A 26997-nucleotide genomic window follows, 5' to 3' on the forward strand; every position below is an offset into this window, starting at 1 on the left:
CTGCGCACCCGGCGCAGGAATTCGGTGTGCCGGACTCAGCGCTGGCGGTACGCGCCCGCCAGCTGGCGACCACGGAAATTCATGTCGCTTCCGTCGTTGAGCAGTGCGATTGCCATACCGACGAAGCCGACCGTTGCCATTACGAACAGTGTCATGATTCCCCCAGAATCTCGAGTGGATCCGCGACCGCGGATGTGTCTGGAACAGATTGTTACCCCTATCTCCGCTGTTTCCCACTTCTTTGAGGTCGGCGTCACGTGTGTCCGTCATCACGAGACGCTCGTCTCATCGGAACGTCCAAATGTCAACGGCCACCGACACTCTCGGACTGTGCACTTCTCTCGTCGTTACTGCGGCACAGGAAATAGATGCTGTTCGTCGGTCACCACCGACCGGAGAAATTCGTCGACGGCCTTCACCCGAGCCAGACCGGTCAGCTCTCGCGGCACCACCGTCCAATAGGTCCGTTCGACCGAGACGACGCCGGGCAACACCGACGCGAGGGCCTCGTCGGGCTCGCCGATGTAGCTGGGCAGGGGCGCAATTCCCACCCCGGATCTCGCCGCGATCCACTGCCCGGTGATGTTGTTGGTCTGAATCTGCGCGCGGCCCTCCGGCAGGATCGAATCCAGGATTCGCAGCGGCGCCACGTCGAGCAGCGCGTCGACGTACGAGATCAGCGTGTGTTCTCGCAGATCGTCGACAGTCCGGATCGGCGACATCGCGGCGAGATACTCGGCGGCGGCGTAGAGCTCGAGGGAGTACGTCGCCAACCTGCGAGTAACGACGAATCGCGGCGACGGCCGCTCCAACGTGATTGCGATATCGAATTCCCTGGTGGCCAACGAGTTGTGCTCGGTGGCGGTGACCAGTTCGATGTCGAGATCCGGATGCTTGTCTCGCAGTACGCCGAGCTTCGCCGTCAGGACGAACGCTCCGAAACCGTCGGGGGCCGCGATGCGCACGGTCCCTCGCAGGGAGCCGGTGTCGGAGGTCTGATCCTCGAAGGCGGCGATGAGTGTCGATTCGACGGTCTCTGCGTATCCGACGAGCCGTCGACCCGCCTCGGTGAGTCGCCAGCCCGACGGCGTTCTGTCGAACAGTCGCTGCCCGGCCGATTTCTCGAGCGCCGTGATGCGCCGACCGACGGTGGTGTGGTCCACACCGAGAGTGTGCGAGGCGTCGGTCAGACGCCCCGTCCTCGACACTTCGAGGAAGTAGCGGAGATGGTCTGCGTTGAACACCAACCGAGACTATCGCCAGTGTGCATTTCTGCACAGCGATCTGCGGTTTTGGCCTTTGACATGTGCATCCGTACAAGTGAGACTCGAGACACACCGATGGAAGGATCGAACGTTGACCGACGTCATTGCGCACTGGCTCGATGGAAAGACTTATTCCGGTAGCTCCGACCGGACCGCCCCCGTCACGAACCCCGCTACCGGCGAGGTCACCGGCACGCTCACCCTGGCCGATCGCGGCGACGCCCGCGCGGTCATCGACGCGGCTGCAGCCGCATTCCCGGCGTGGCGCGATACCTCCCTCGCCAAGCGGACGTCTGTCCTGTTCTCGTTCCGAGAGCTGTTGAACGCGCGTAAGAACGAGCTCGCCGAGATCATCACCGCCGAGCACGGGAAGGTCCTCTCCGATGCACTCGGCGAGATCTCCCGCGGCCAGGAAGTCGTCGAATTCGCCTGCGGCATGGCACATCTGCTCAAGGGTGGGTACACCGAGAACGCGTCGACCGGCGTCGACGTCTACTCCATCCGTCAGCCGCTCGGACCGGTAGCGATCATCTCCCCCTTCAACTTTCCCGCCATGGTCCCGATGTGGTTCTTCCCCATCGCCATCGCGGCCGGTAACACCGTGGTACTCAAGCCGTCGGAGAAAGACCCGAGCGCCAGCATTTGGCTCGCCCGGCTCTGGGCCGAGGCGGGCCTGCCCGACGGCGTGTTCAACGTCCTTCAGGGCGACAAGGTGGCCGTCGACGAGCTCCTCGAGAACAAGAAGATCAAGTCGGTCTCCTTCGTCGGCTCCACCCCCATCGCCCAGTACGTCTACTCCACCGGTACCGCCAACGGAAAGCGCGTCCAAGCCCTCGGCGGCGCCAAGAACCACGCCGTCGTGCTCCCCGATGCAGATCTCGACCTCGCCGCCGACGCCATGGTCAATGCCGGCTTCGGCTCCGCAGGCGAACGATGCATGGCCATCTCCGCACTCGTCGCTGTCGGGAACATCGCCGACGAACTCGTCGCGAAGATCGCCGAGCGCACCAGTCCGCTGGTCACCGGTGACGGAACCCGCGGGGCAGACATGGGACCGCTCGTCACCAAGGCCCACCGTGACAAGGTCGCCTCGTACGTCGATGCAGGCGAAGCAGCCGGGGCCACCCTCGTCGTCGACGGACGTACCGTCCAGCCCGACGGCGGCACCGACGGATTCTGGCTCGGGCCCACCCTCATCGACAACGTGACTCCCGACATGAGCGTCTACACCGACGAGATCTTCGGACCGGTCCTCTCGGTCGTCCGCGTCGAGACCTACGACGACGCCCTTCGACTGATCAACGAGAACCCGTACGGCAATGGCACCGCCATCTTCACCAACGATGGTGGGGCGGCCCGACGCTTCCAGAACGAGGTCGAGGTCGGCATGGTCGGTATCAACGTGCCGATCCCGGTTCCCATGGCGTACTACAGCTTCGGCGGGTGGAAGAACTCCCTCTTCGGCGACAGCCACGCCCACGGCACCGAGGGCGTCCACTTCTTCACCCGCGGCAAAGCCGTCACCAGTCGCTGGCTCGACCCCAGCCACGGCGGCATCAACCTCGGCTTCCCCGAAAACAGCTGAGTTCCGAAGACACCACGAAGGAGCACACCATGGTTGCCAATATTTCGTTTCCTCGGTTCCTCAAGCTGGGCGGCGGTGCTGTCGAGGATCTGGGGACCGTTCTGACCGACCTCGACGTGTCACGACCGCTACTCGTCACCGACGCGTTCATGGCCGGCAACGGCTCGGCGGATCGTTTGATGAAGATCATGACCGAGGCCGGTAAGACGCCTGCATTGTTCTCGGGCACCGTTCCGGATCCGACGACCGATTCGTTGGTCGCCGGTCTCGAAGCGGTGCAGCAGCATTCGGCCGATTCGATCATCGGCTTCGGCGGTGGCAGTCCGATGGACACGGCCAAGGCGTTGGCCATTCTCGCGGTGCAGGGCGGAACGATGCGGGACTTCAAGGCTCCCGTGCTGTCGACCGGCCCGGCCCTCCCGATCATCGCCATCCCCACCACGGCCGGAAGTGGTTCGGAGGCAACTCAGTTCACCATCATCACCGACGTCGCCTCGGACGAGAAGATGTTGTGCCCCGGGCTGTCGTTTCTCCCGATCGCATCGATCATCGACTTCGAGCTGACCATGTCGATGCCGGCGCGTCTGACGGCCGATACCGGTGTCGATGCACTGACCCACGCCATCGAGGCGTACGTCAGCAAGAAGGCCAACCCCATCTCCGACGGTCTGGCGCTCAGTGCGATTCGCACGATCGGGACGTCGTTGCTGCGGGCGTATCGCGACGGCGACGACCGGCAGGCGCGCGAGGCGATGATGCATGCCTCGACGCAGGCCGGCATGGCGTTCTCCAATGCGAGCGTCTGTCTGGTGCACGGCATGAGTCGACCGATCGGCGCGCACTTCCATGTCGCACACGGGCTGTCCAACGCCATGCTGTTGCCTGCCGTCACGGCATTCTCGATCGACGGGGCACCGACGCGTTACGCCGACTGCGCACGCGCACTGGGCGCGGCGTCGGAAAGCGATTCGGATCAGGTTGCCGGTGGCAAGCTGCAGGATGCGATCGTCACACTGTGTCGTGAGGTGGAGGTTCCGACTCCGGAGACCTTCGGTATCGACAAGGCCAAGTGGGACGAACTGCTGCCACTCATGGCCGAGCAGGCACTCGCGTCGGGCAGCCCGGGAAACAATCCGATCGTGCCGACCGCCGAACAGATCGTCGATCTGTACCGGCAGATGTACGCGGGGGTCTAGTTGCACTCACTCCGATGCGCGGGCGGCGACAGTGTCGCGCCGCGTATTTCGGCGTTGCACCAAGATTCCGCCGATCACGGTCACTGCGGCGAGGACGGCCGAGAGCAGGATCGACGACCGCTGCTCCGGCCGCACCACCATCATCACCAGGACGAACACGATGAACCCGATGGCCAGGTAGGTCAACCACGGGTACAGCCACATCCGAACGGCAGGGCGTTCGTCGTCGCGGTCGAGTTGACGCCGCAGCACCAGCTGACTGCTGGCGATGGCGAGGTAGACGAAGAGCGCGACGGCCCCGGTGGTCGCCAGCAGGTAGGTGAAGAGTTTCTCGGGCAGGATGTAGTTTCCGATGACGGCGAGGAACCCGAGCACCATCGAGGCGATCACCGCGACCCACGGCACCCCGTTCGTGGTGATCTTCTTGACCGCCCGGGGTGCGTCACCTCGATCGCCGAGCGAATACAGCATGCGCGACGCGGTGTAGAGCGCAGAGTTCAGGCACGACGCGACGGCAGTCAGGATGACGATGTCCATGATGGTCTCGGCGTGCGGGATTCCCATCTTGGACAGCACGAATTGGTACGAGCCCGTATTGGGGTCCAGTTCGTTCCAGGGCACCAGCGCGACGATGACGAAGATGGAACCGAAGTAGAAGATCGAGATTCGCCAGATGACCGAGTTGGTCGCGCGGGTGATTCCCTTTGCCGGGTCCTTGGATTCGGCAGCGGCGATGGTGACGATTTCCGAGCCCATGAACGAGAACATCGTCGTCAGCATGGCCGCGATCACCGCGCCGAACCCGAGGGGCATGAAGCCGCCCGAGGCCCAGAGTTGGTCCACACCACTGACTTCCGAATCGGGTAGCCACCCCAGGATGGCGGCGATTCCGAGGCCGATGAACGCGATGATCGCCACGACCTTCACCAGCGCGAACCAGAACTCGAATTCGCCGTAGTTTCCGACGCTGATGAGGTTGGTCGCGGTGAGGGCAATGACGATGAGTAGTGCCCACATCCACTGGGCTCCGCCGAGCCAGTTGGTGAGAATGGATGCAGCCGCGGTGGCTTCGACCGGGATCACCAACACCCAGAACCACCAGTAGAGCCATCCGACCGAGAATCCGGCCCAATGCCCGAGCGCGCGTGTGGCATACGTGGAGAACGAGCCGGTGTCGGGATTGGCCGTTGCCATCTCCCCCAGCATGCGCATCACCAAGATCACGAGCGTGCCCGCGAACAGGTACGCCAGCAGCACTGCCGGGCCTGCCGTGGCGATGGCGTTGGCCGAACCCACGAACAATCCCGCGCCGATGACTCCGGCTATCGAAATCATCGTCACGTGCCGTGGTTTCAGGCTGGTACCGAGTCCGTTCTCGCCGGTGTCCGGCTTCTCCGTAATGGCCATCCCTGTAGTCGAACACAATGTGAACGCGGACGCAGCGGGTGACCGATATGTCCAGACAGCCGGTGGTACAGAGATATTGGCGCAAATCCGGGCATACTGGACCGATGAACTCCGAAGCGGGCAGCATCACCGATCCGGTCACCATCGTCGGTGCGGGCATAGCCGGTGCGGCCTGCGCGCGGGTTCTTCGCGACGCAGACGTGCCGTTCCGCATCGTCGACCGAGGCCGAGCTCCGGGTGGGCGGATGTCATCGCCGGAGTTGCACGGCCGTCGCGTCGACCTGGGTGCCGGCTACTTCACCGTCCGAGATCAGGAATTCTCGACGGTGGTCTCCGAGTGGGAGTCGGGTGGATTGGCGCGCCAGTGGGCCAACACGTTCGGCATCCTCAAGCCCGAGACTGCACCGTGCACAACGACCGGACCGGTTCGCTGGGCTACCCCGAACGGGCTGCGATCGCTGGTACGAAACATGCTCGAGGGCTTCGACATCGAACATTCCACCGAGTTGACCGCATTGCCCGACGGCCACGTCGTGGTCGCCATGCCGGATCCTCAGGCGATGCGACTGACCACAATTCCCGATGCGGTCGACTACGTACCCGTCATCTCGGTGGCGTGTGGGTTCGACGTGCTCGACATTCCCTTCCGGGACGCAGCGTTCGTCAACGATCATCCCGATATCGATTTTGTCGTCGACGACGGTGCACGCCGCGGAGACGGCGCTCCGGTTCTGGTGGTGCACACCACGTCGGAACGAGCGCAGCAGCATCTCGACGACCCCGACGGTGCGATCGCCCCAGTTGTCGACGCCCTTCGCGAATTGTCCGTCGCATCCACGCAACCCACATGGACCCACGCTCATCGGTGGACCTTCGCCAAGCCCGCAGCGCAGCACGATTCCAACTTCGCGCTTCGCGAGCAGGACGGACGCTTCGTCGGTTCGGCGGGCGATCAGTGGTGCGAGTCCGGAGTGCCCCGAGTGGAGAGCGCCTGGCGTTCGGGCACGGATATGGCGCGTGCGCTGGTCGACGCCCTCCGGCACTGAACCTCGCGGCGCGACTGCTCCACTCCCTTGTGCGCTCGGGTTCCCTCGTGGCGGTAGCGCAATCGGCGTGGACCGTTGCCGTGTTCATGCCCGCCGATGCCACCGAAAACAGTGCGCGCGAACATCTCTCAACCGGATCGCCGGCAGCTACGTCGACCGTAGGATAGTTACTTTAATTCTTGTTCACTATTTCTAAGTATGTACACATTTAACCGGTTAAGGTGTGACGACACGTGCAGATCTCGCCCCCTCGTCGCCGTCGCACACAGAATCGGAGCAGTCCGTGGCCACCATTCGCACCCCTGAGCAGACCAGACGCCGTGGCGTACTCGCTGCCACGGTCGGCACCATCGTCGAGTACTACGACCTCACCGTCTACGCCTACCTCGCGGTCGTCGTCAGCCCATTGTTCTTCCCCGGCGACGACCCGACTGCGTCGTTGCTCGCGAGTCTGGCCGTCTTCGCATCTGCCTACCTGATGCGTCCGATCGGCGGAATCTTCTTCGGCCGCCTCGGTGACAGACACGGCCGCAAGCGCGCCTTGTTGTTCTCTGTTCTGCTCATGGGCGTCGGCAGTGCACTGATGGCCTTCCTCCCCACCTACGAGAACGCGGGGGTTCTCGCGCCGATCCTGTTGGTCATCGCCCGTCTGGTCCAGGGCTTCTCGGCCGGTGGAGAACTCGGAGGCGCGCTCACATACGTCTACGAGACGGTCGGCGAAAAACGCAAGGGGCTCGGTGCGTCCTTCGTCGCACTGGGTAGCAACAGCGGTTTCGCACTCGCGGCCATCGCCGTGGCGATCACCTCCACACTCACCACCGACGCGCAGATGACCAGCTGGGGCTGGCGAATTCCGTTCCTGCTCGGCATCCCCCTGGTGCTGTTCTGTCTCTGGACCCGCACGCGAATCGAAGACACCCCGCAGTTCGTCCATGCAGCCGCGGAAAACGAGGTGGCGAAGGCACCGTTGACCGAACTACTTCGCACTCATCCCAAGCAGGTTCTGCAGGTTTTCGGACTGGGTGTGGCTCAGAACGCAACCGGATACATGGTGCTCACCTACATCGGCATCCATCTGGTGCGCGAAGGCGGATTCAGTCAGAGTTCGGTCACCTGGACTGCGGCCGGTGTCATCGTGCTCGTCGCGGCGTCCATGCCGCTCGCCGGGCTGCTGGTCGATCGGTTCGGCAGCGTGCGTGTGCTGGCCAGCGGATTACTCGCCTCGGCGCTGCTCGCGTACCCGGCAATGTCGATGATGAGTGGACACGGGTTGTTCGTTGCTGCAATTGCTTTCATGTTCTTCGCGGTAGGCACACCCTTGATCCAGACGGCAACCGCTCCCCTGTTCCCGTCGTTGTTCGACTCGCGAGTTCGACTGACCGGCGTCGCTCTCGGATTCAACATTGCGACGATCGCCACGGGTGGGGCCGCCGCCTACATTGCGACGTGGCTCATCGACCGCACCGGAAGCTCGGTGTCACCTGCGTACTTCGTCATCGGCTCCGCCGTGATCGGAATGATCACTCTGGCGACCATTCGTCAGAAGACCTACGGCGGGTTGCGGACAGCCAGCCGAGCCGCAGACGTACTGCCGTCGACGAGTGCGCTCGACAACGACGTCAGCGTCCGACGAAGGTGACCGTCTCGTCCAGAGGCGCTCGGCCGGTACGAAATCCGTTGATCGAGTGTGTCTCGTCCGGGTAGCCGAAGGAGATGCCGGCCACCACTTTTCGAGTGTCCGGGATGTCGAACCACTCGTGCAGGAACGGTGAGTACGCGGCCAGGGCTGCTTGTGCAATGGCTCCGAGACCGAGACTCTGGGCGGCCAGCAGGAAAGTCTGCAGATACAACCCGCAATCGACCGCGCCGTACACACCCAGGTCGGCGTCGGTGGTGATGATGGCTGCATGCGGCGCGTCGAACAGCTCGTAGTTGCGAATGAATTGACGCGTCGTCGCCTCGGTGTCGGACTTGACCACCCCGATGCTCTCGTACAGTGCTCCGCCGCATTCACGTCGCCGTGCACGGTGCAGAGCGTTGTAATTCGCCGGGAACGGAAAGTCCGGTTGCGGCACACCGGACGCCACGTGCTCCACCAAGGCGTCGGAGAACTTCCGGGTGGCATCGCCTTCGGTCACGATGATCTGCCACGACTGGGTGTTGGACCAAGACGGTGTGCGCCGGGCGGCTGACAGGAGCTGTTCGAGTACCTCGCGCGAGACCTGCTTCGGCAGGAACTGCCGGCACGAGTACCTCTCGTCGAGTAGTTCTGTCAGCGCGTCGTACCGGGTCACATCGTCCGCCTCGTGTCGGTGCCATCGGGTGCGGGTCGAACGTAACACCACGGCTGCGCCCGACGGTCGGCTGCTGGACCGTCGGGCGCAGGGTGCTGCTACTGCAGGGGTAGCAGGATGTCTTTCACTCGCGGGTCGGTGGCCAGGAATTCCTGCACCGCAGGATCCCTGAAGGCCGCAACGAGATTCTTGATGTTGTCGGTATCGGCCCAGCGGCTACCGATGGTGAGCTGGCCGGCGAACTCGTCCGGTGCAGGCGGCGCGAAGATCTGCTTCTCGACGGGGATGCCTGCGGCGAGGTAGTACTCGGTGTAGCCCACTGCTGCATCGAGATCCGGCAGCGCCCGCGATTGCGCTGCGAAGTCCAGCAGCGTGAACTGCAGGTTCTTCGGGTTTCCGACAATGTCCTTCTGCGTGGCCGTCGACTTGTCGACCGCGGGGTCGAGAGTGATCAGACCTGCTCGTTCGAGTACCCACAGGCCCTGGGCTTCGTTGGCCGGGTCGGAGTACAGCGACACTGTAGCGCCGTCCGGCAATTGGGCCGGGTCGGAGTACTTGTCGGACCAGAGTCCGAAGCCCCAGCGAAACACCGGAGTTGCGGCTTCCTCCTGGAAGTCCGGGTTGGATTCGAGGACCTGGCCGAGCCACAGCTTGTGCTGGTAGACCGTGGCGGCCACTTCGCCCTCACTCACCGCGCGGTTGATGGTGTTGCTGTCGGCGAGTCCGCGGAATGCGACTGTGATGCCGTACTCGGGGGCAACCTGGTCAGCGACGAATTCGACCAGGGCCTGCTCGGATGCATTGCCTTCGGCAGTGGCGACAACAAGGGTTGCGCCCTCGGTCTCGTTGGCCGAGGCCGTGTCGCCGAAGAACGCGATGCGGACAACCCCCGCTAGGGCGATCAGCAGTACGACGGCCGCGATGATCCAGGGCGCCTTTCGACGGTTCTTCAGCTCGAAGCCGTGTGCTTCGGTGGACGTTGTCATGGTGGATGGACCTCTCGAATGTGGTTCAGACAGTGCGCACAGCGCGTTGATGAGGTGTGGCGTAGCGAACGAGCGCGTCGCCGACGAGCTGGACGGCGGCGACGGTGAGAATCAGGATGACGATCGTTGCGATCATGACGGTGTGATCGAATCTTTGGTATCCGTATGTGACTGCGACATAACCGATTCCGCCCGCACCGATCGTTCCGGCGATGGCCGAGTATTCGATCATGGCGATGACGTTGATGGTCAATCCACCGATGATCGACGGCACCGCCTCGGACAACTGCGTGGTGGTGACCTGCAATGTGGAGCCACCCGACGCCCGGGCGACGTCGACCACCGACGTCGGGACCGAGCGCAGAGAGTTCTCGACGATGCGGGTGAAGAACGCGATGCCCGCCAACGACATCGGCACCACAGCGGCCGCGATACCGATGTTGGTTCCGGTGATCCATCGCGTGACCGGAACCAGTGCTGCCATCAAGATCAGAAACGGCAACGACCGCCCGATACTGACGATCCAGCTGATGGGCGCATGGAGCACCGGGTTCTCGAACAGCCCGCCGGGGCCCAGGTTGAACAGCGCCGAACCCAGCGGTACACCGACGAGCACCACGATGAACATCACTATCCCGACCATCGTCAGTGTGTCGCCCAATGCGGGCAACAGCAGTGCGGGCAGTTCATCGACCGGAACCTTGTTGCCTGCGGCCACAATTGCGATCACGACGCGGCCTCGAGGATGGGCTGCTCGGTGAGCGGCGAACCGGACAACCCCAGCGCTTCCAGTGCACCGGGAACGCGTGCACTCAGGTGGGCACCGATGCCGAGTGACGCGCTGCCGACAGCTACTCCGGCGACAACCTGGACCGATGCCCCGAGTAGCGCGACCGGTGAGCCCAGGTCCTGGCCCAACCGGCCGATCCAGTCCTGCGGAACCTCGGGCGAGTCATAGGTAACGTTCCATTGCACGTCGCCGGCCGCGGCCTGTGCGTCCTCACGCCTGGGGCGCAGCTCGTAACCGAGCGCCGACGTGTGGTCGGTCAGCAGATCGACGAGGTTCCCGGATTCGACGATACGTCCGTGATCGAGTCGAGCTACCGAATCCGCGGCTCGCAGAACGGTATCCATTTCATGGGTGATGAACACGATGGCAAGGTCGAGGTCCTGGCGCAGTTCTCGCAGCAACTCGACCACCGATTCGGTGGTCTGCGGATCCAAGCCGGAGGTGGCCTCGTCGGAGAGCAGCACCGACGGTCGAAGCGCCAACGCTCGCGCAATTCCCACTCGTTGACGCTGTCCGCCCGAGAGTTGAAAGGGATAGCGAGCGGCTTTGTCGGACAAACCGACTCGGTCGAGAAGCTCACCCACTCTCCTGGCCGTCTCGGCTTTCGTGGCCCCGAGGAAGTCCAATGGCAAGGCGACGTTCTCCGCCACGGTTCGACGCGAGAGCAGACTCGAAGACTGAAACACGGTACCGATGCGCCGCCGCGCCACCCGAAGTTGCTTGGCATTCAACGCCGTCAGGTCGTCCCCGTTGACGATTACCGAGCCCGAGGTGGGCCGGGCGAGCAAGTTGATGCATTGGGCCAGCGTGCTCTTGCCGGCACCACTGGGGCCGACCACGGCGAGAATCTCGCCGGACCGAACCGAGAAATCCAGCCGGTCGAGTACGACGGTTGTGTTCTTCCCCGTCCCGTAGGTCTTGGTCAACTGCGCTATTTCGATCATGCTCCGACGCTCTTTTCAGTGATGTGACGGCGCAACACTGAGGTGTCGGCGGCTCGATGACCAGCTATCGACTCATCACGATCCGAACTGTTCCCACCGGCCTGGGTCGTCGGTAGCGTCGCACCGCTGTCGAATCCAGACAGGTCGTCCCGCCGAAGGAGTTACCCCGTGTCACGCGAGATTCGTTTCAATGCCTTCGACATGAATTGCGTCGCGCATCAGTCCCCCGGTCTGTGGCGTCATCCGCTCGATCAGTCGTGGCGATACAAGGAACTCGGCTATTGGACCGACCTGGCTAAGTTGTTGGAACGAGGCCTGTTCGACGGATTGTTCGTCGCCGACGTCCTCGGCACCTACGACGTGTACGGCGGCAATCACGACGCCGCCATCCGGCACGGTGCGCAGATACCGGTGTCGGACCCACTCCTGCTCGTCAGTGCGCAGGCTGCCGTCACCGAGCATCTGGGCTTCGGCATCACTGCGGGTACCGGCTTCGAGCACCCGTATCCGTTCGCGCGCAGACTTTCCACACTCGATCATCTGACGAACGGCCGGATCGGATGGAACGTCGTGACCGGGTATCTGCCGTCGGCGGCGCAGAACATGGGCCACGACGATCAGCTGAAGCACGACGATCGTTACGACCATGCCGACGAATATCTCGAGGTGCTGTACAAGTTGTGGGAGGCGTCGTGGGACGACGACGCGGTGGTCCGCGATCGCGAAACCGGCGTGTTCACCGACCCCGCCAAGGTGCATCGAATCGATCACCGCGGCAAGCACTTCACGGTGCCCGGAATCCATCTGGCGGAGCCGTCGCCGCAGCGGACGCCGGTGATCTTTCAGGCCGGCGCATCGCCGCGTGGGGTGCGGTTCGCCGCGCAGAATGCGGAGGCGATCTTCGTCGGCGCGCCCACCAAGGAGATTCTGGCGCAGACGGTTTCGAGTATCCGTCGAGCGTTGCGCGATGCCGGCCGTGATCCGTATTCCGCGCGTATCTATCAGCTGCTCACCATCGTCACCGATGAGACATCAGAACTCGCTCACGCCAAGCACGACGAGTATCGGTCGTATGCCAGCGCGGAGGGTGCGTTGGTGTTCATGTCGGGCTGGATGGGCGTCGACCTGTCGCGGTATGCACTGGACGAGCCGCTCGGCAACGTCGAGAGCAATGCCATTCAGTCGTTTGTTGCGTCGTTCCAGTCCATTGGAGCCGATGGCAAAGAGTGGACGGTCCGCGACATCGCCGAGTGGGGCGGTATCGGAGGTGCCGGTCCGCGCATCGTCGGCTCCCCCGGCGAGGTCGCGGATCAGTTGCAGGAGTGGGTGGACGAGACCGACGTGGACGGCTTCAATCTCGCCTACGCCATCACACCGGGAACCTTCGAGGACGTCGTGCACTACGTCGTACCCGAATTGCAGCGCCGCGGCGTCTATCGCACCGAATACACGCCGGGCACATTGCGCCACAAGCTCTTCGGCAAGGGCGATCGACTGCCCGAGGAACACCGGGCACAGCAGATCGTTCGGGAGGTCGAGAGCCATCGCACGCAGGCGTGACCCCCGATCGGACGCGGCCCTGAATACCCTCTGACTCCGTCATGTGTGCGCATCCGTACCAGAACATGTGCACGCTGGTTCGATGCAGCCGAACCGTCTCGCGCTTGGATGAATTCTGTCGCCCCACTCGACCGAGAACGACTCTCGTCCGTGGGGTACCTCGCGAGGTCACTGTCGCCCTCCGAGTATCAGTGCCGCTGTACATCGGCGGCTCAGCCATTTCGACAGGAGCGCCATGACCGACTCACCGGTGGAAGACGTACACGCCATCCAAGAACTCAACGCTCGTTACAACTTCGCGGTGGACGAAACCGACGGTCCTGCCTGGGCCGACTGTTTCACGTCCACGGGCGTCTTCAACGCCCTCCTTCCGGGCCAGACCCCGACTGGCACAGAGGAACTGGTTCGCTTCATGCCCATCGTCACCGAGGCGTTCGGGCGAATGCACCACCTCACGACCAACGAGATCATCACGGTGAGCGGCAACGAAGCCACTCAGAAGTGCTATCTCCTCTTCTTCTCGGCGAAAGACGGACGTACCGAAGGGACCATCTGCGAGTACAACGACGCGCTCGAAAAGACGAACAGCGGGTGGAAGTACTCGCGCAGGGACGTCACCGCGCACACCAAGATCGCTGACTTCACCGCCGTCACCGAACCCGTCTGACCACTCGCGAAACGAAGAAGGCAATCATGGATTTCGAAGACAAGGTAGTTCTGATCACCGGTGCAGCCGGCGGCATCGGCCACGCTGCGACAAAGGCGTTCGCCGAACAAGGTGCGACGTTGGTGTTGGTGGATCTGTCACTGTCGGCGCTCGAGAAGATCGCCGCCGATCTGGGCCTCCCCGAGAACCGACTGCTACTCGTCGCAGCCGATGTCAGGAGCGAAAGTGAGGTCGAGGGATACGTCGCCGGTGCCACAACGCGGTTCGGCAGGATCGACGTCTTCTTCAACAATGCGGGCGTGGAAGGTAAGACCGGAGCCCTGGTCGATACCGACGCCGAGACCGTGGACACGATCCTCGACGTGAACGTCAAGGGATCGTTCTTCGGCATCAAACACGTTCTGTCGACGATGATCACACAGAAGTCGGGTGCCATCGTCAACACGTCGTCGATGGCCGGGTTGATCGGCTTTCCCGCCCTCGGTGTGTACACCGCCTCGAAGCACGCTGTGATCGGCCTGACGCGCGTGGCTGCGTTGGAAGCAGCAGACAGCGGTGTTCGAGTGAACGCAGTGTGTCCCGGTCCGGTGAACACTCGCATGATGCGCGGAATCGAAAACGGCCTGTCGGCCGACAACCCCGAGGCAGCGAAGTCTCAGTTCGCCGACAGCACCGCGATCAAGCGGTACGCCGAGCCCGAGGAGATCGCAAATGTCGTGCTCTTCCTGGCCTCGGACAAGGCGTCCTACGTCACCGGAAGCATCTTCACCGCGGACGGCGGCATGACCGGAATGTGATCGTCGGCGCTCACCGCCCCGAAGCAGACAGTGCACCGGGCGGTGAGCACGTCCGTCGGTGTCATGACGACGGAGACGCAGCTCGTCGACCGAGGTATTCCGAAGGCAGACAGCCTTTGTGCGTTCTGAAGACACGATTGAGATGCGACAGGTCCGCGAAACCCCACCGAGCTGCGAGGGTGGACATCGACGTCGGCCGGGTCGCCGAGTCGAGATCTGCGGCGCACGCCTCGACTCGCGACTTCATGACAGTTCGGGCATACGAGAGGTCGGTCTCCTCGTACAGCTGGTGGAGCTTGCGTACGGAGATGGAAAAGCGCCGCGCGGTGTGCTCGGCAGGCACCGATCCAAATCGAATCTGTTCTGCCACATAGGTGTTGATGGCGGCTCTCGTCTCGGCTCGGATGCTCCGGCCGTCGACGGCCCCTTCTTCTCTGCTCGATCCGGCCGCTGATGCGATGAGAGTGAGCAGTGCCGAATTGGTGGCAAGGACATCCGCGCGCCCCATTCGATCGGCGCGCTGCCACACCGCAGTCATCGCGGCGCCGGCTACGTGCGCGGACGCATTGGCCGGCGAGAAAGATACTGCGGTTCTCCCGTTCGAGTCCGTGATCAACGGTTTCAACATGCCGTTGGGGACCTTCATCGACAGCACTCTCCACCTGCTCCGGTAATCGAGTCCGAACGGTCGAGTGGCATCGAACAACGCGAAATCGCCTGCGTTCACGACACACGTCCGGCCTGCCTGACTCCCGACACAGGTGCCCTCCAAGACCAGATTCACGAACGTCACGTCCTCCGTGGTTCTCGCTACCTCTGAACGCCCGTGAATGTGGAGTTGAGGCTCCGACGCGATTTCCGCAAGCCGAATGGATCCAACCGGTGCAGCGCGAACCCACCCGCTCATCGCGCCGGGTGTCGACGAGGCTGTCGGGTCTGCGGCCGGGCGGCGGGGGAACAACGGTGTGAACGCGTCGCAGATCGCGTCGCGCCAGTAGCCGAATTGGTCGGTCACCGGCAGGTCTTCCGTCGTCCAATGCTCCATGGTCAAGCCTCGCCCGTATCGAAGTTCGCGCTCGTCCCACCGATGATGCTGGGCAGTCGTTTCCGAGCCGTTGCACGTGAGGAGTCGACGCGTAACCGTCACCTCACGCAGCCGACGAACCGGATGTGAAGCGCCGTGAGCATGGACGGGCAGATACGGACGAGGTCGACTGTGACCGATGATGACCGGCGGGCCGAATCAGGGACGACGACACCTGTGGCAATTCGATCGAGGGTGGGCGCAGAGGGGTTCGAACCCCCGACCGCTGGTGTGTAAAACCAGAGCTCTACCGCTGAGCTATACGCCCGAGTACCGGTGGCCTAGGGACAACCCCGGGCCACCGGAACGCTTGGAGAAATTTATCGTGTCTGATCTCTAACTACAATTCCGCAGGTCAGCTCACTTGTGCGAGAGCCTCGGCCCACGATGAACTGTCGCGAGCCTCGCCGGGTCCGTTCATTTCGGCGAACCGGATGATTCCGGATTTGTCGACCACGAACGTTCCACGATTGGCGAACCCGGCGCTGTCGTTGAACACGCCGTACGCCTGAGCAACCTCGCCGTGCGGCCAGAAGTCCGACAGCAGCGGAAAGGTGTAACCCTGTTCTGCAGCCCAGATCTTGTGGGTCGGAGGCGGACCGACCGAGATTGCCAGGATGGCAGTCTCGTCGTTCTCGAAGGTCGGTAACTCGTCGCGCACTTTGCACAGCTCGCCCTGGCACGTGCCGGTGAAGGCCAGTGGATAGAACACGAGCAGAACGTTTTTCACGTTCCTGTACGACGACAACGTGACCAGCTGGTTGTTCTGGTCTTTGAGGGTGAAGTCGGGCGCAACCGCGCCAACCTCGATCGGCATCTAGAACCGTCTTCCTGTGTCGAGAATCGGCCTACCGCTTGGTGGCAGGGGTTTTGGGCTGAACCAATCGACTTCCGATCCAGTCACCGAGGTTTGCCGCAGAGGTCTGCGTCAATCCTGCGGTCGGGGCGGACTCGGCAATCTCACTGGGTTCGACGTGACCGGACATGCCGGTCTTGGGGCTGAGGACCCACACGATGCCGTCGTCCGAGAGCGGACCGATGGCATCCATGAGTGCATCGACCAGGTCACCGTCTCCGTCGCGCCACCACAGCAGTACAACGTCGATCACCTCGTCGGAATCCTCGTCGAGGGTCTCGCCACCGATCGCATCTTCTACGTCGGCGCGCAGATCATCGTCGGTGTCCTCGTCCCAGCCCAGCTCCTGTACGACCATGTCGCGAGTGATGCCAAGTTTCTGAGCGTAGTTCTGAGCGTCCGCCGCGGCGACCACGGTGGTGACCTCCTTGAATTGTGGGTGCAGTAGTCAAAGCGAACAGTGTTGAAGCCGTTCGCGCAAGCTGACCGCGCCGAAATTGAGTACATAAATTTCTACTGGTGGGTATTGGACCTCTGTACTACCAGAACCGACGAGATGCGGCAGGATTGGGGAGGAATCACGAGAACGAGGAAAGTAGACCGCCGTCACAGGGGCGGGTCTACCGGGACCGGGCGCCACACCGAGCGTCCGCCACATTGAGGAGTGCACACGTTGTCCGAAGTGAACAGCGGCGAACGGCAGAACACATCGTCTGCAGGCAAGAAGGGCTCGGACGGCCGGGTCCGCGTCATCCGCGAGGGTGTCGCGTCGTACCTGCCCGATATCGACAACGACGAGACCAACGAATGGATCGAGTCGTTCGACGGCTTGCTGGAGAGGTCCGGTCCCAACCGCGCTCGCTACCTGATGCTCAGGTTGCTCGAGCGCGCCGGTGAGCGCCGCGTGGCGCTGCCGTCGCTGACGTCGACGGATTACGTCAACACCATTCCCACCGAGAACGAGCCGTGGTTCCCCGGCGACGAGTCGATGGAACGTCGCTACCGTGCCTGGATTCGTTGGAACGCCGCGATCATGGTGCACCGCGCGCAGCGTCCCGGCGTCGGCGTCGGTGGCCACATCTCCACGTACGCCTCGTCGGCTGCTCTGTACGAGGTCGGCTTCAACCACTTCTTCCGTGGCAAGGACCACCCGGGCGGCGGCGACCACATCTTCATCCAGGGCCACGCCTCCCCCGGTATCTACGCCCGCGCCTTCCTCGAAGGTCGCATCCCGGCCGAGCGCATGGACGGCTTCCGCCAGGAAGCCAGCCACGTGAACGAGGGCGGCGGACTGCCGTCGTACCCGCACCCGCGTCTGATGCAGGACTTCTGGGAGTTCCCGACGGTGTCGATGGGTCTCGGCCCGATGAACGCCATCTACCAGGCGCGCTTCAACCATTACCTCAACGATCGCGGCATCAAGGACACCTCCGATCAGCACGTGTGGGCGTACCTCGGCGACGGCGAGATGGACGAGCCGGAATCGCGTGGACTCGCGCACGTGGCCGCCACCGAGGGCCTCGACAACCTCACCTTCGTCGTCAACTGCAACCTGCAGCGTCTCGACGGCCCGGTGCGCGGTAACGGCAAGATCATCCAAGAACTGGAGTCGTTCTTCCGCGGAGCCGGCTGGAACGTCATCAAGGTCGTCTGGGGCCGCGAGTGGGACTCGCTGCTGCACAAGGACCGCGACGGCGCGCTGGTGAACCTCATGAACACCACGCCCGACGGCGACTTCCAGACCTACAAGGCCAACGACGGCAGCTACGTCCGCGATCACTTCTTCGGCCGCGATCCGCGCACCAAGGAGCTCGTCAAGGATCTCTCGGACGACGAGATCTGGAACCTCAAGCGCGGCGGCCACGACTACCGCAAGGTGCACGCTGCCTACGCGGCCGCGATGTCGCACAAGGGCCAGCCGACGGTCATCTTGGCGCACACCATCAAGGGCTACACCCTCGGCAAGCACTTCGAGGGCCGTAACGCCACGCACCAGATGAAGAAGCTGACGCTCGACGATCTCAAGACGTTCCGCGATCTCCAGCACATCCCGATCTCCGACGAGGAGCTCGAGAAGGATCCGTACATGCCGCCGTACTACCACCCCGGTGCGGACGCTCCCGAGATCCAGTACATGCTCGATCGTCGTAACAAGCTCGGCGGATTCGTTCCGGAGCGGCGAGTGGACGTCAAGCCGCTGCCACAGCCCGGCGACGACACGTACAAGACGCTCCGCAAGGGTTCCGGCAAGCAGGAAGTCGCCACCACCATGGCACTCGTGCGCGTCATGAAGGAGCTGTTGCGCGACAAGGAGATCGGCCACCGAATCGTGCCGATCATCCCCGATGAGGCCCGCACGTTCGGTATGGACTCGTGGTTCCCGTCGCTCAAGATCTACAACCGCAACGGCCAGCTCTACACCTCGGTGGACTCGGAGCTGATGCTCGCCTACAAGGAGAGCTCGGTCGGCCAGATCCTGCACGAGGGCATCAACGAGGCCGGTTCCACGTCGTCGTTCACCGCGGTCGGTACCTCGTACGCCACGCACGGCGAGGTCATGATCCCGCTGTACATCTTCTACTCGATGTTCGGATTCCAGCGCACCGGCGACGGTCTCTGGGCTGCCGCGGACCAGATGGCTCGCGGATTCGTCCTCGGTGCCACCGCCGGCCGCACCACCCTGACCGGTGAGGGTCTGCAGCACGCCGACGGTCACTCGCTGCTGCTGGCGTCGACCAACCCGGCGGCCGTGGCCTACGACCCGGCGTTCTCGTACGAGATCGCACACATCGTCAAGGACGGTCTGCGCCGGATGTACGGCGGCACCGAGGGCGTGGAAGGCTTCGGCGGCGAGAACATCTTCTACTACATCACCCTCTACAACGAGCCGTACGTACAGCCGGCCGAGCCGGAGAACCTCGACGTCGAGGGTCTGCTCAAGGGCATCTACCGGTTCGCGGCTCCGCAGGAGGGCGACGGACCCGAGGCACAGCTGTTGGCGTCCGGCGTCGGCATGGTCTCGGCCCGCAAGGCCCGTGAGCTGCTGTTCGAGGAATGGGGCGTTCGTTCGGCCGTGTGGTCGGTGACCTCGTGGGGCGAGCTGCGCCGCGACGGCGTCGAGGCCGAGAAGGAATCTCTGCGCAATCCCGGTGCCGACAAGCGCGTTCCGTTCGTCACCTCGGCACTGGCCGACGCGCACGGTCCGGTCGTCGCATCCTCGGATTGGATGCGGGCGGTTCCGGACCAGATCCGTCAGTGGGTTCCGGGCGATTACGTCACCCTCGGCACCGACGGCTTCGGATTCTCCGATACGCGTCCGGCCGCGCGACGGGTGTTCAACGTCGACGCCGAGTCGATCGTCGTCGCCACGCTGTCCGCGCTCGCGGACTCCGGTGAGATCGACAAGTCCAAGGCCGTCGAGGCCGCGGAGAAGTACAAGATCGACGACGTCACCGCTGCGCCGACGTCGTTCGCCGACACCGGTTCCGCGTAGGTTCCACCCTTGTTCGACCGACCCCCGTCCCACGTCGCGAAGTACGTCCATCGCGATAGGGGCGGGGGTCGGGCGTAGGTTCTCCTTATGTCCGATGCGAAACCCGGTTCACCGGACAGTGCGTCCGCACGTGATGTGTCCCGACGCGACGCCTACCGTGAGGCGTTGCGCGAATCGTTGACCTCGGACAACGAAGTGCACCTTCCGGTCGCCTCGTTGGCACCCTCGCGCCAGAAGCGCGATCCCCTGCCCGATGCCCTGCTGCGTCGCGTCAAACAGTTCTCCGGCCGACTCTCGACCGAGGCCGTGACGACGATGCAGGGCCAACTGCCGTTCTTCGGTGATCTCGACGCCGCCCAACGCGCAAGTGTGCAGTTGTTGATTCAGACAGCCGTCGACAACTTCCTCGAGTGGCTCAAGAACCCCAACAGCGATATTCGCTTCTCGCTCGATGCCTTCCAGGTCATTCCGCAAGACCTTGCCCGACGCCTCACTCTGCGCCAGACCGTCGACATGGTCCGGGTGGCGATGGAGTTCTTCGAGCAATGGCTCCCGGCGCTGGCACGCAACGATCAGCAGTTGGTGGCCCTGACCGAGGCCGTGTTGCGCTACGGACGCGAGCTCGGTTTCGCTGCAGCGTCGGTCTACGCCAGCGCCGCCGAATCACGCGGAGCCTGGGACACCCGCCTCGAAGCCCTCGTGGTCGACGCCGTCGTGCGCGGAGACACCGGCTCGGACATGCTCTCGCGCGCCGCCACGTTGAACTGGGACGCCACTGCGCCCGCCACGGTGTTGGTCGGCACTCCCCCGGACGATCGGGGCGTGTCGGTGGTCGGAACCGTGCACGCCGTCGCGCAGAAGCACGGCCGCGCCGCGTTGGCCGTCGTGCAGGGCACGCGGTTGGTGATGGTGGTCAGTGGTCAACTCGACGACACTGCCACCCATCGCGCCTTCATCGACGACATGCTGCAGAACTTCTCGGACGGACCCGTCGTCATCGGCCCGACCACTCGGACTCTCGGGGCGGCGCATTCGAGCGCGGTGGAGGCGTTCGCGGGTATGCAGGCCGTGGCCGGCTGGCGGGGTGCGCCGCGTCCGGTGCACGCCGGTGAGCTGTTGCCCGAACGGGCACTGCTCAACGACGGTGCAGCGATATCGGCGTTGAACGATCACGTGGTCGTTCCGTTGGCGGCGGCAGGTTCGGGATTGGCCGACACCCTCGATGCGTATCTCGACTGTGGCGGAGCTGTAGAAACCTGCGCACGGCAGCTGTTTGTTCATCCAAATACCGTCCGGTATCGGCTCAAGCGCATCGCCGAGGTCACCGGTCGCGACCCCACTCACCCGCGGGATGCGTACGTGCTCAGAGTTGCAGCAACGGTAGGTAGGTTGGCTCGAACGCATCACGAACCGCCCCATCCTGCCCCATATGTCACACAGGTCACATTCGGAGAAGTAGTCACGTAACGCCGAACCACCCTCCGGCGATAGCGGTTCCCCACGAGGCAATTTGTAGGGTTCCCACAAATTGCTTGTCGAGAGTTCATCGAGCGCGACATCACCCATTCGGCACCCGACGGTGTTCTCTTAACCCTGTGATTGCGTTGCTTGCGCCCGGTCAGGGCTCCCAGACTCCCGGCATGCTGCTGCCTTGGCTCGAATTGCCGGGTGCAGCAGACCGACTCGCGTTGTGGTCGAAGGCCTCCGGTCTCGATCTCGTCCGTCTCGGTACCACTGCTACCGCCGAGGAGATCACCGATACCGCGGTGACCCAGCCCCTGGTCGTGGCATCCGCCTTGCTCGCATTCGAAGAGATCGCCTCGCGCGGCCTGTTCCCCGAAGACACCATCGTCGCCGGACACTCGGTGGGCGAACTCGCCGCTGCCGCAATCGCAGGCGTCATCTCCTCCGACGACGCCGTGTCGCTCGCCGCCGTCCGCGGCGCAGCAATGGCCAAGGCATGCGCACTCGAGCCGACCGGCATGTCCGCCGTTCTCGGCGGCGACGAAGCTGCTGTCCTGGCCCGCCTCGAAGAGCTGGACCTCGCTCCGGCCAACGTCAACGCTGCCGGTCAGATCGTTGCGGCCGGACTGCTCACCAAGCTTGCCGAGTTGGCCGAGAGCGCACCCGAGAAGGCTCGGGTTCGCGCACTGCCGGTCGCAGGCGCGTTCCACACCAAGTACATGGCGTCCGCGGGCGATACCGTCGCCGCAGCCGCTGCCGCCATCACCCCGTCGGAACCGACGCGGACGCTGCTGTCCAATTCGGACGGTCAGCCCGTGGCCTCGGGTGCCGACGCACTGAACAAGCTTGCTGCTCAGGTCACTCGCCCCGTGCGATGGGATCTGTGCAATGCCTACCTGCGTACCGCGCAGGTCACCGGACTTGTGGAACTGCCCCCGGCAGGCGCGCTGGTCGGCATCGCCAAACGCGAACTGCGTGGCGTCGCCAACCTCGGCCTGAAGACACCGGCGGACATTTCCGCAATGGCCGAGCTCGGTTAGCTCGACCCCACACACCCCGCAGTCACAGAACTGCGGATCACACTTCCACTCCCCGAGTGGCAGAAATGCACAATCGCGTCTCGAAGCACATGACTTCGGCGTTCTACACAGAAGAGAAGGGAGCCACAACAGTGGCCAGCCAGGAAGACCTCATCGCCGGACTTGCAGAGATCATCGAGGAGGTCACGGGCATCGAACCGTCCGAGGTGACCATCGAGAAGTCCTTCGTGGACGACCTCGACATCGACTCGCTCTCCATGGTCGAGATCGCAGTGCAGACCGAGGACAAGTACGGCGTGAAGATCCCCGACGAGGACCTCGCAGGTCTGCGCACCGTCGGCGACGCCGTCAACTACATCCAGAAGCTCGAAGCGGAGAACCCCGAAGCCGCAGAAGCTATCAAGGCCAAGCTCGACGACTCCGCGAGCGAGTGACACGGCCCATGACCAACCCATCCACCGCCAACGGACGCTTCCCCAGTGTCGTCGTCACCAGCCTCGCTGCGACCACGTCACTTGCGGGTGACGTCGATGCCACGTGGAAGGGTCTGCTGAACGGCGACAGCGGAATCGCAACTCTGGAAGACGATTTCGTCGCCGAGTACGACCTGCCCGTGCGGATCGGCGGCCACCTCGCGGTGAACCCGCAGACCCTGCTCTCGCGGGTCGAGATTCGACGCCTGAGCTACGTGGAGCAGCTGGCCACCGTGCTCGGTCGTGAGGTCTGGAAGAACGCCGGGACTCCCGACGTCGATCCCCTCCGCCTCGGCGTGTCGATCGGCACCGGCCTCGGTGGCGGCGATTCTCTCATCGACGCCAACGACAAGATGAAGGCCGGCGGCTACCGCAAGGTGTCTCCGCTCGCCGTTCAGATGGTCATGCCGAACGGCCCCGCAGCGGTCGTCGGACTCGAGCTCAAAGCACAGGCCGGTGTCATCACTCCTGTCTCTGCCTGCTCCTCGGGATCGGAAGCCATCGCACACGCGTGGCGGATGATCGTGATGGGCGACGCGGACATGGTCGTCACCGGCGGCGTCGAGGGTTACATCGACGCGGTTCCGATCGCCAGCTTCTCCATGATGCGGGCGATGAGCACCAACAACGACAATCCGAAGGGTGCGTCACGTCCGTTCGACAAGGATCGTGACGGCTTCGTCTTCGGTGAAGCGGGTGCGCTCATGGTCATCGAGACCGAGGAGCACGCCAAGGCACGCGGCGCAACGATCCACGCCCGCCTGCTCGGTGCCGGAATCACCTCCGACGGGTTCCACCTCGTGGCTCCCGACCCGGAGGGCACAGGTGCCGCGCGCGCCATGAAGCGTGCGATCGAGACCGCAGGATTGCAGAAGTCCGACATCACCCACGTGAACGCCCATGCAACGGCAACTCCCATCGGAGACACCGCCGAGGCGCTGGCGATCAACAAGGCCGTCGGAAATCACGCAGCGGTGTACGCACCGAAATCCGCTCTGGGCCACTCGATCGGTGCCGTCGGCGCCCTCGAGTCGGTACTGACGGTGCTGGCAGTGCGCGAGGGAATCATCCCTCCCACACTGAATTTGGAGAATCAGGATCCCCAGATCGATCTCGACGTCGTCAAGGGCGAGCCCCGCGTCGGACAGATCGATTACGCGATCAACAACTCGTTCGGATTCGGTGGGCACAACGTAGCGCTCGCCTTCGGAAAGGCGTGATGGCCTGAGTCGTCTCCTCGACTCAGCGAATCTCGCTCTCGCAGTGCATGATCCGGACCGGGGCCGTTCCCAGGGAACGGTTCCGGTCCGGGCCTCGCCCCCTCAGGGGCCCTGAAGAAGGACAAGCGATGACTATTCTGGCCCCTGTCACACGATCCGGTACGTCCACCGATCCCCGCGATCCACTCGCCCGCCTCGAGAATCTGTTCGACGCCGGAACCACTGTGCCGCTGCACGATCGGGACAAATCCGGCATCCTCGCAGCATCCGGCGAGATCGACGGCGTCCACACCATCGCGTATTGCTCCGACGCCACCGTCATGGGCGGTGCCATGGGCGTCGACGGCTGCAAGCACATCGTCGCCGCCATCGACACGGCCATCGAGCAGCGCGCTCCGATCGTCGGCGTCTGGCATTCCGGAGGCGCTCGCCTCGCCGAGGGCGTCGAAGCCCTCCATGCCGTCGGGCTCGTCTTCGAGGCCATGGTTCGAGCATCCGGCCTGGTCCCCCAAGTTTCCGTCGTCCTCGGCTTCGCAGCCGGCGGTGCCGCCTACGGTCCTGCGTTGACCGACGTCGTCATCATGGCTCCCGAGGGACGTGTGTTCGTCACCGGTCCCGACGTCGTCCGCAGCGTCACCGGTGAGCAGGTCGACATGGCCTCGCTCGGCGGCCCCGATACCCACCACAAGAAGTCCGGCGTGTGCCACATCGTCGCCGACAGCGAGATGGACGCGTTCACCCGCGCCCGCCGTCTGGTGTCCATGTTCTGCGAGCAGGGCGAATTCGACATCGCGGCCGCCGAGCACGGAGACACCGACCTTCGGGCTCTGATGCCCGAATCCAACCGTCGCGCATACGATGTCCATCCGATCGTCCACGAGTTGCTGGACAACGTCGAAGGGGAATCGACCTTCGAGGAGTTCCAGGGCGGCTGGGCCCGCAGCATCGTCATCGGCCTCGGACGCATCAGCGGCCGCACCGTCGGCGTCATCGCCAACAACCCCATTCGTCTCGGCGGTTGCCTCAACTCCGAAAGTGCCGAGAAGGCAGCCCGTTTCGTGCGCCTGTGCGACGCATTCGGCATCCCGCTGATCGTGGTCGTCGACGTTCCCGGATACCTGCCCGGCGTCAGCATGGAATGGGAAGGCGTCGTCCGCCGCGGAGCGAAACTGTTGCATGCTTTCGCCGAAGCCAAGGTCCCCCGCGTCACCCTGGTGACGCGCAAGATCTACGGCGGCGCATACATTGCCATGAACGCTCGCGCACTCGGTGCCACTGCTGTGTACGCCTGGCCCGGCTCCGAGGTCGCCGTGATGGGCGCGAAGGCAGCCGTCGGCATCCTGCACAAGAAGGCCCTCGCGGCCGCTCCAGAGGAGGAGCGTGAGGCACTGCACGATCGCCTCACCGTCGAGCACGAGAACATCGCCGGCGGCGTCGAGCGTGCCGTCGCCATCGGAGTCGTCGACGAGGTCATCGAGCCGAGCAAGACCCGCAGCACGGTCGCCAAGGCTCTTGCGGCAGCCCCCGCGGCGCGCGGCAACCACAAGAACATTCCGCTCTGATCGTCCGGCTTCGCTTGCGGCCCTGACTCAGCACCCAGCCCCGTCCTCCCCCGGCCGCGTGAATGGACCCTTGCAGGGCCCAGACGCATGTAATGGTCCATTCACGGTGGCTCAATGCGGCTTTCAGGCGCTCTGAGTGGACAACAAAGCCACATTCATCCGGAGCCGAACGGGCTCCAAGGCGGGATGAAGCGGCTACGCGTCGGTCAGTTCTCGATCCACTTGTGGTCGTGAGCCAATCGCAGCATCGCTGATCGAATGTCGAGGATCTGCGCTGCGGTCACTGTTCCGTTGGCCGTCAGCAGCGCCTCGGTCACTTCGGCAGTGAAGTCCGCCTCGGAGAGCACGTCGCAGATGACATCTTCGAGCTGCTGGTGTTCGCTGACCGGAACGTCGTGGAACGGCACGTCGGGCTTGCGCCGGGTGACCAGCGCGGTCGATGCGGGACTGTCGATGATCTGCACCTGAGTGGCCTTGAGACCACGGTCGCCGTCGACGGCCACGTATTCGACGCGAACCCCCGGTGCCAACAGCCTCTTGTCGAAATCCAGATCATTGACGTGAATGAACACGTCCTCGCCGCCCTCGTCCGGCGCTACGAATCCGTACCCCTTGAACTCGTCGAATCGAATCACTTTTCCGGTCGACAACATCGAACTCACCACTCCACAGTCGTTCCCACATGCCTACCCCAGGCACGAACGCGAAACTACCGCGGCTCCGAACCCCCAGCAACTCCCACGACTAGCCGACGTTGCGGCTCAACCACGTCACTTCGGCTCCGGCACCACCGGTGCGGTACGGCTCGAGGGCGGCGTCCCAGTCCGATCCGAGAGCGTGCTCCACGGCCGCGGTGAAGTTGCCCTGGTTGTTCTCCATGAGGGCGCGCAGCCGCATCTCGCCGAGCACCACGTCCCCGTTCGCGCTCGTCGTTCCGCGCCACAGGCCCAACCCTGGCACGTGCGAGAACCGTTCACCGTCGACGCCTTCGCTGGCATCCTCGGTCACCTCGTACCGCAGCATCTGCCACGAGCGCAGAATGCCGGCCAGCTTCGCTCCGGTACCGACCGGGCCCACCCAGTCGGTGGTGGCACGCAGCTGCCCGTCGGAGGCGGGCTGCGCAGACCACTTCAAATTCGCACGGCAATCGAGGGCGTCGGTCAACGCCCATTCGACGTGCGGGCACAGCGCAGCGGGCGACGAGTGGATGTACACAACACCCGATGTCGCTTCTGCGAACTGATTCGATCCACGCATTGCACTACCTC

At 63.9% G+C, this 26997-nt stretch carries 24 protein-coding genes and 1 tRNA gene; 13 read left to right on the top strand and 12 right to left on the bottom strand.

Features of this window, described 5'->3' with window-relative positions; all coding sequences use genetic code 11:
- Positions 1 to 347: 347 nt before the first annotated feature.
- On the bottom strand, positions 348 to 1244 hold the full coding sequence (locus CH302_RS16250; protein WP_037192958.1) for a LysR family transcriptional regulator: 897 nt from the start codon (positions 1242 to 1244) through the stop codon (positions 348 to 350).
- Between the two features lie 112 nt (positions 1245 to 1356).
- Between CH302_RS16250 and CH302_RS16255 the strand changes: the two genes are divergently transcribed.
- Both CH302_RS16255 and CH302_RS16260 read left to right on the top strand, forming a co-directional pair.
- Entirely contained in the window at positions 1357 to 2850 is a 1494-nt protein-coding gene (locus tag CH302_RS16255; protein ID WP_037193538.1) for a CoA-acylating methylmalonate-semialdehyde dehydrogenase, read from the top strand.
- Between the two features lie 29 nt (positions 2851 to 2879).
- Positions 2880 to 4046, top strand: a complete 1167-nt coding sequence (locus CH302_RS16260) for an iron-containing alcohol dehydrogenase (RefSeq protein ID WP_037192960.1) — start codon at positions 2880 to 2882, stop codon at positions 4044 to 4046.
- A 6-nt stretch (positions 4047 to 4052) separates the two neighbouring features.
- Here the strand turns inward: CH302_RS16260 and CH302_RS16265 are convergent, their stop codons facing one another.
- Positions 4053 to 5453, bottom strand: coding sequence for an amino acid permease (locus tag CH302_RS16265; protein ID WP_052047845.1), 1401 nt, complete (start codon positions 5451 to 5453; stop codon positions 4053 to 4055).
- A gap of 104 nt (positions 5454 to 5557) precedes the next feature.
- Here CH302_RS16265 and CH302_RS16270 point away from each other — a divergent pair, with 104 nt between their 5' ends.
- Entirely contained in the window at positions 5558 to 6499 is a 942-nt protein-coding gene (locus CH302_RS16270) for an NAD(P)/FAD-dependent oxidoreductase (RefSeq protein ID WP_037192962.1), read from the top strand.
- A 283-nt stretch (positions 6500 to 6782) separates the two neighbouring features.
- The gene (locus CH302_RS16275) at positions 6783 to 8138 is read left to right on the top strand and encodes an MFS transporter (RefSeq protein WP_094649983.1); all 1356 of its coding nucleotides are present in this window, start codon (positions 6783 to 6785) and stop codon (positions 8136 to 8138) included.
- Here CH302_RS16275 and CH302_RS16280 read toward each other — a convergent pair.
- From CH302_RS16280 to CH302_RS16295, 4 genes are all read right to left on the bottom strand, one after another.
- Positions 8119 to 8793 carry a nitroreductase gene (locus CH302_RS16280; protein ID WP_037192964.1) on the bottom strand — a complete coding sequence of 225 codons (675 nt, stop codon included), beginning with the start codon at positions 8791 to 8793 and terminating at the stop codon, positions 8119 to 8121. The two genes, CH302_RS16275 and CH302_RS16280, sit on opposite strands and share 20 nt — an antisense overlap.
- 98 nt (positions 8794 to 8891) lie before the next feature.
- Positions 8892 to 9779 (bottom strand): MetQ/NlpA family ABC transporter substrate-binding protein, encoded by an 888-nt coding sequence (locus CH302_RS16285; RefSeq protein WP_037192966.1) that lies wholly within the window; start codon positions 9777 to 9779, stop codon positions 8892 to 8894.
- Between the two features lie 25 nt (positions 9780 to 9804).
- Positions 9805 to 10422, bottom strand: coding sequence for a methionine ABC transporter permease (locus tag CH302_RS16290; protein ID WP_082323754.1), 618 nt, complete (start codon positions 10420 to 10422; stop codon positions 9805 to 9807).
- Between the two features lie 83 nt (positions 10423 to 10505).
- Complete coding sequence (locus CH302_RS16295; RefSeq protein WP_037192972.1) at positions 10506 to 11513, bottom strand: methionine ABC transporter ATP-binding protein; 1008 nt, start codon at positions 11511 to 11513, stop codon at positions 10506 to 10508.
- 168 nt (positions 11514 to 11681) lie between these two features.
- Between CH302_RS16295 and CH302_RS16300 the strand changes: the two genes are divergently transcribed.
- The 3 genes from CH302_RS16300 (at position 11682) to CH302_RS16310 (ending at position 14537) form a co-directional block, all read left to right on the top strand.
- A complete protein-coding gene (locus CH302_RS16300; RefSeq protein WP_037192974.1) occupies positions 11682 to 13073 on the top strand; it encodes an LLM class flavin-dependent oxidoreductase in 1392 nt (463 codons plus the stop codon).
- 235 nt (positions 13074 to 13308) lie between these two features.
- A complete protein-coding gene (locus tag CH302_RS16305) occupies positions 13309 to 13740 on the top strand; it encodes a nuclear transport factor 2 family protein (protein ID WP_037192977.1) in 432 nt (143 codons plus the stop codon).
- Between the two features lie 26 nt (positions 13741 to 13766).
- Entirely contained in the window at positions 13767 to 14537 is a 771-nt protein-coding gene (locus CH302_RS16310) for an SDR family NAD(P)-dependent oxidoreductase (protein ID WP_037192979.1), read from the top strand.
- A 61-nt stretch (positions 14538 to 14598) separates the two neighbouring features.
- On the opposite strand, the gene CH302_RS16315 is transcribed toward CH302_RS16310, so the two are convergent.
- From CH302_RS16315 to CH302_RS16330, 4 genes are all read right to left on the bottom strand, one after another.
- Entirely contained in the window at positions 14599 to 15552 is a 954-nt protein-coding gene (locus CH302_RS16315) for a helix-turn-helix domain-containing protein (RefSeq protein ID WP_176460717.1), read from the bottom strand.
- A gap of 265 nt (positions 15553 to 15817) precedes the next feature.
- Positions 15818 to 15889, bottom strand: a tRNA-Val gene (locus CH302_RS16320).
- Positions 15890 to 15976: 87 nt separating this feature from the next.
- Positions 15977 to 16438, bottom strand: coding sequence for a peroxiredoxin (locus CH302_RS16325; protein ID WP_032394459.1), 462 nt, complete (start codon positions 16436 to 16438; stop codon positions 15977 to 15979).
- A 31-nt stretch (positions 16439 to 16469) separates the two neighbouring features.
- A complete protein-coding gene (locus CH302_RS16330; RefSeq protein WP_032379129.1) occupies positions 16470 to 16892 on the bottom strand; it encodes a DUF3052 domain-containing protein in 423 nt (140 codons plus the stop codon).
- 258 nt (positions 16893 to 17150) lie between these two features.
- Here CH302_RS16330 and aceE point away from each other — a divergent pair, with 258 nt between their 5' ends.
- The 6 genes from aceE to CH302_RS16360 all read left to right on the top strand — a co-directional run bounded on the left by aceE (position 17151) and on the right by CH302_RS16360 (position 25729).
- A complete protein-coding gene (aceE, locus tag CH302_RS16335; protein ID WP_037193545.1) occupies positions 17151 to 19970 on the top strand; it encodes a pyruvate dehydrogenase (acetyl-transferring), homodimeric type in 2820 nt (939 codons plus the stop codon).
- Between the two features lie 87 nt (positions 19971 to 20057).
- The gene (locus CH302_RS16340; protein WP_230596340.1) at positions 20058 to 21437 is read left to right on the top strand and encodes a PucR family transcriptional regulator; all 1380 of its coding nucleotides are present in this window, start codon (positions 20058 to 20060) and stop codon (positions 21435 to 21437) included.
- A 128-nt stretch (positions 21438 to 21565) separates the two neighbouring features.
- Complete coding sequence (locus CH302_RS16345; protein ID WP_037192984.1) at positions 21566 to 22474, top strand: ACP S-malonyltransferase; 909 nt, start codon at positions 21566 to 21568, stop codon at positions 22472 to 22474.
- Positions 22475 to 22563: 89 nt separating this feature from the next.
- On the top strand, positions 22564 to 22908 hold the full coding sequence (gene acpM, locus CH302_RS16350) for a meromycolate extension acyl carrier protein AcpM (protein WP_045199610.1): 345 nt from the start codon (positions 22564 to 22566) through the stop codon (positions 22906 to 22908).
- A gap of 8 nt (positions 22909 to 22916) precedes the next feature.
- The gene (locus CH302_RS16355) at positions 22917 to 24167 is read left to right on the top strand and encodes a KasA/KasB family beta-ketoacyl-ACP synthase (RefSeq protein ID WP_037192986.1); all 1251 of its coding nucleotides are present in this window, start codon (positions 22917 to 22919) and stop codon (positions 24165 to 24167) included.
- Positions 24168 to 24295: 128 nt separating this feature from the next.
- Positions 24296 to 25729: an acyl-CoA carboxylase subunit beta gene (locus tag CH302_RS16360; RefSeq protein ID WP_037192988.1), complete on the top strand. Its 1434-nt coding sequence runs from the start codon at positions 24296 to 24298 to the stop codon at positions 25727 to 25729.
- 206 nt (positions 25730 to 25935) lie between these two features.
- On the opposite strand, the gene CH302_RS16365 is transcribed toward CH302_RS16360, so the two are convergent.
- Positions 25936 to 26382 (bottom strand): cold-shock protein, encoded by a 447-nt coding sequence (locus CH302_RS16365; protein ID WP_037192990.1) that lies wholly within the window; start codon positions 26380 to 26382, stop codon positions 25936 to 25938.
- Positions 26383 to 26473: 91 nt separating this feature from the next.
- Positions 26474 to 26986 carry a DUF3145 domain-containing protein gene (locus CH302_RS16370; RefSeq protein ID WP_037192992.1) on the bottom strand — a complete coding sequence of 171 codons (513 nt, stop codon included), beginning with the start codon at positions 26984 to 26986 and terminating at the stop codon, positions 26474 to 26476.
- Positions 26987 to 26997 lie beyond the last annotated feature (11 nt).

The sequence above is a fragment of the Rhodococcus sp. 15-2388-1-1a genome, assembly GCF_002259145.1.
In the GTDB taxonomy this organism is placed as follows: domain Bacteria; phylum Actinomycetota; class Actinomycetes; order Mycobacteriales; family Mycobacteriaceae; genus Rhodococcoides.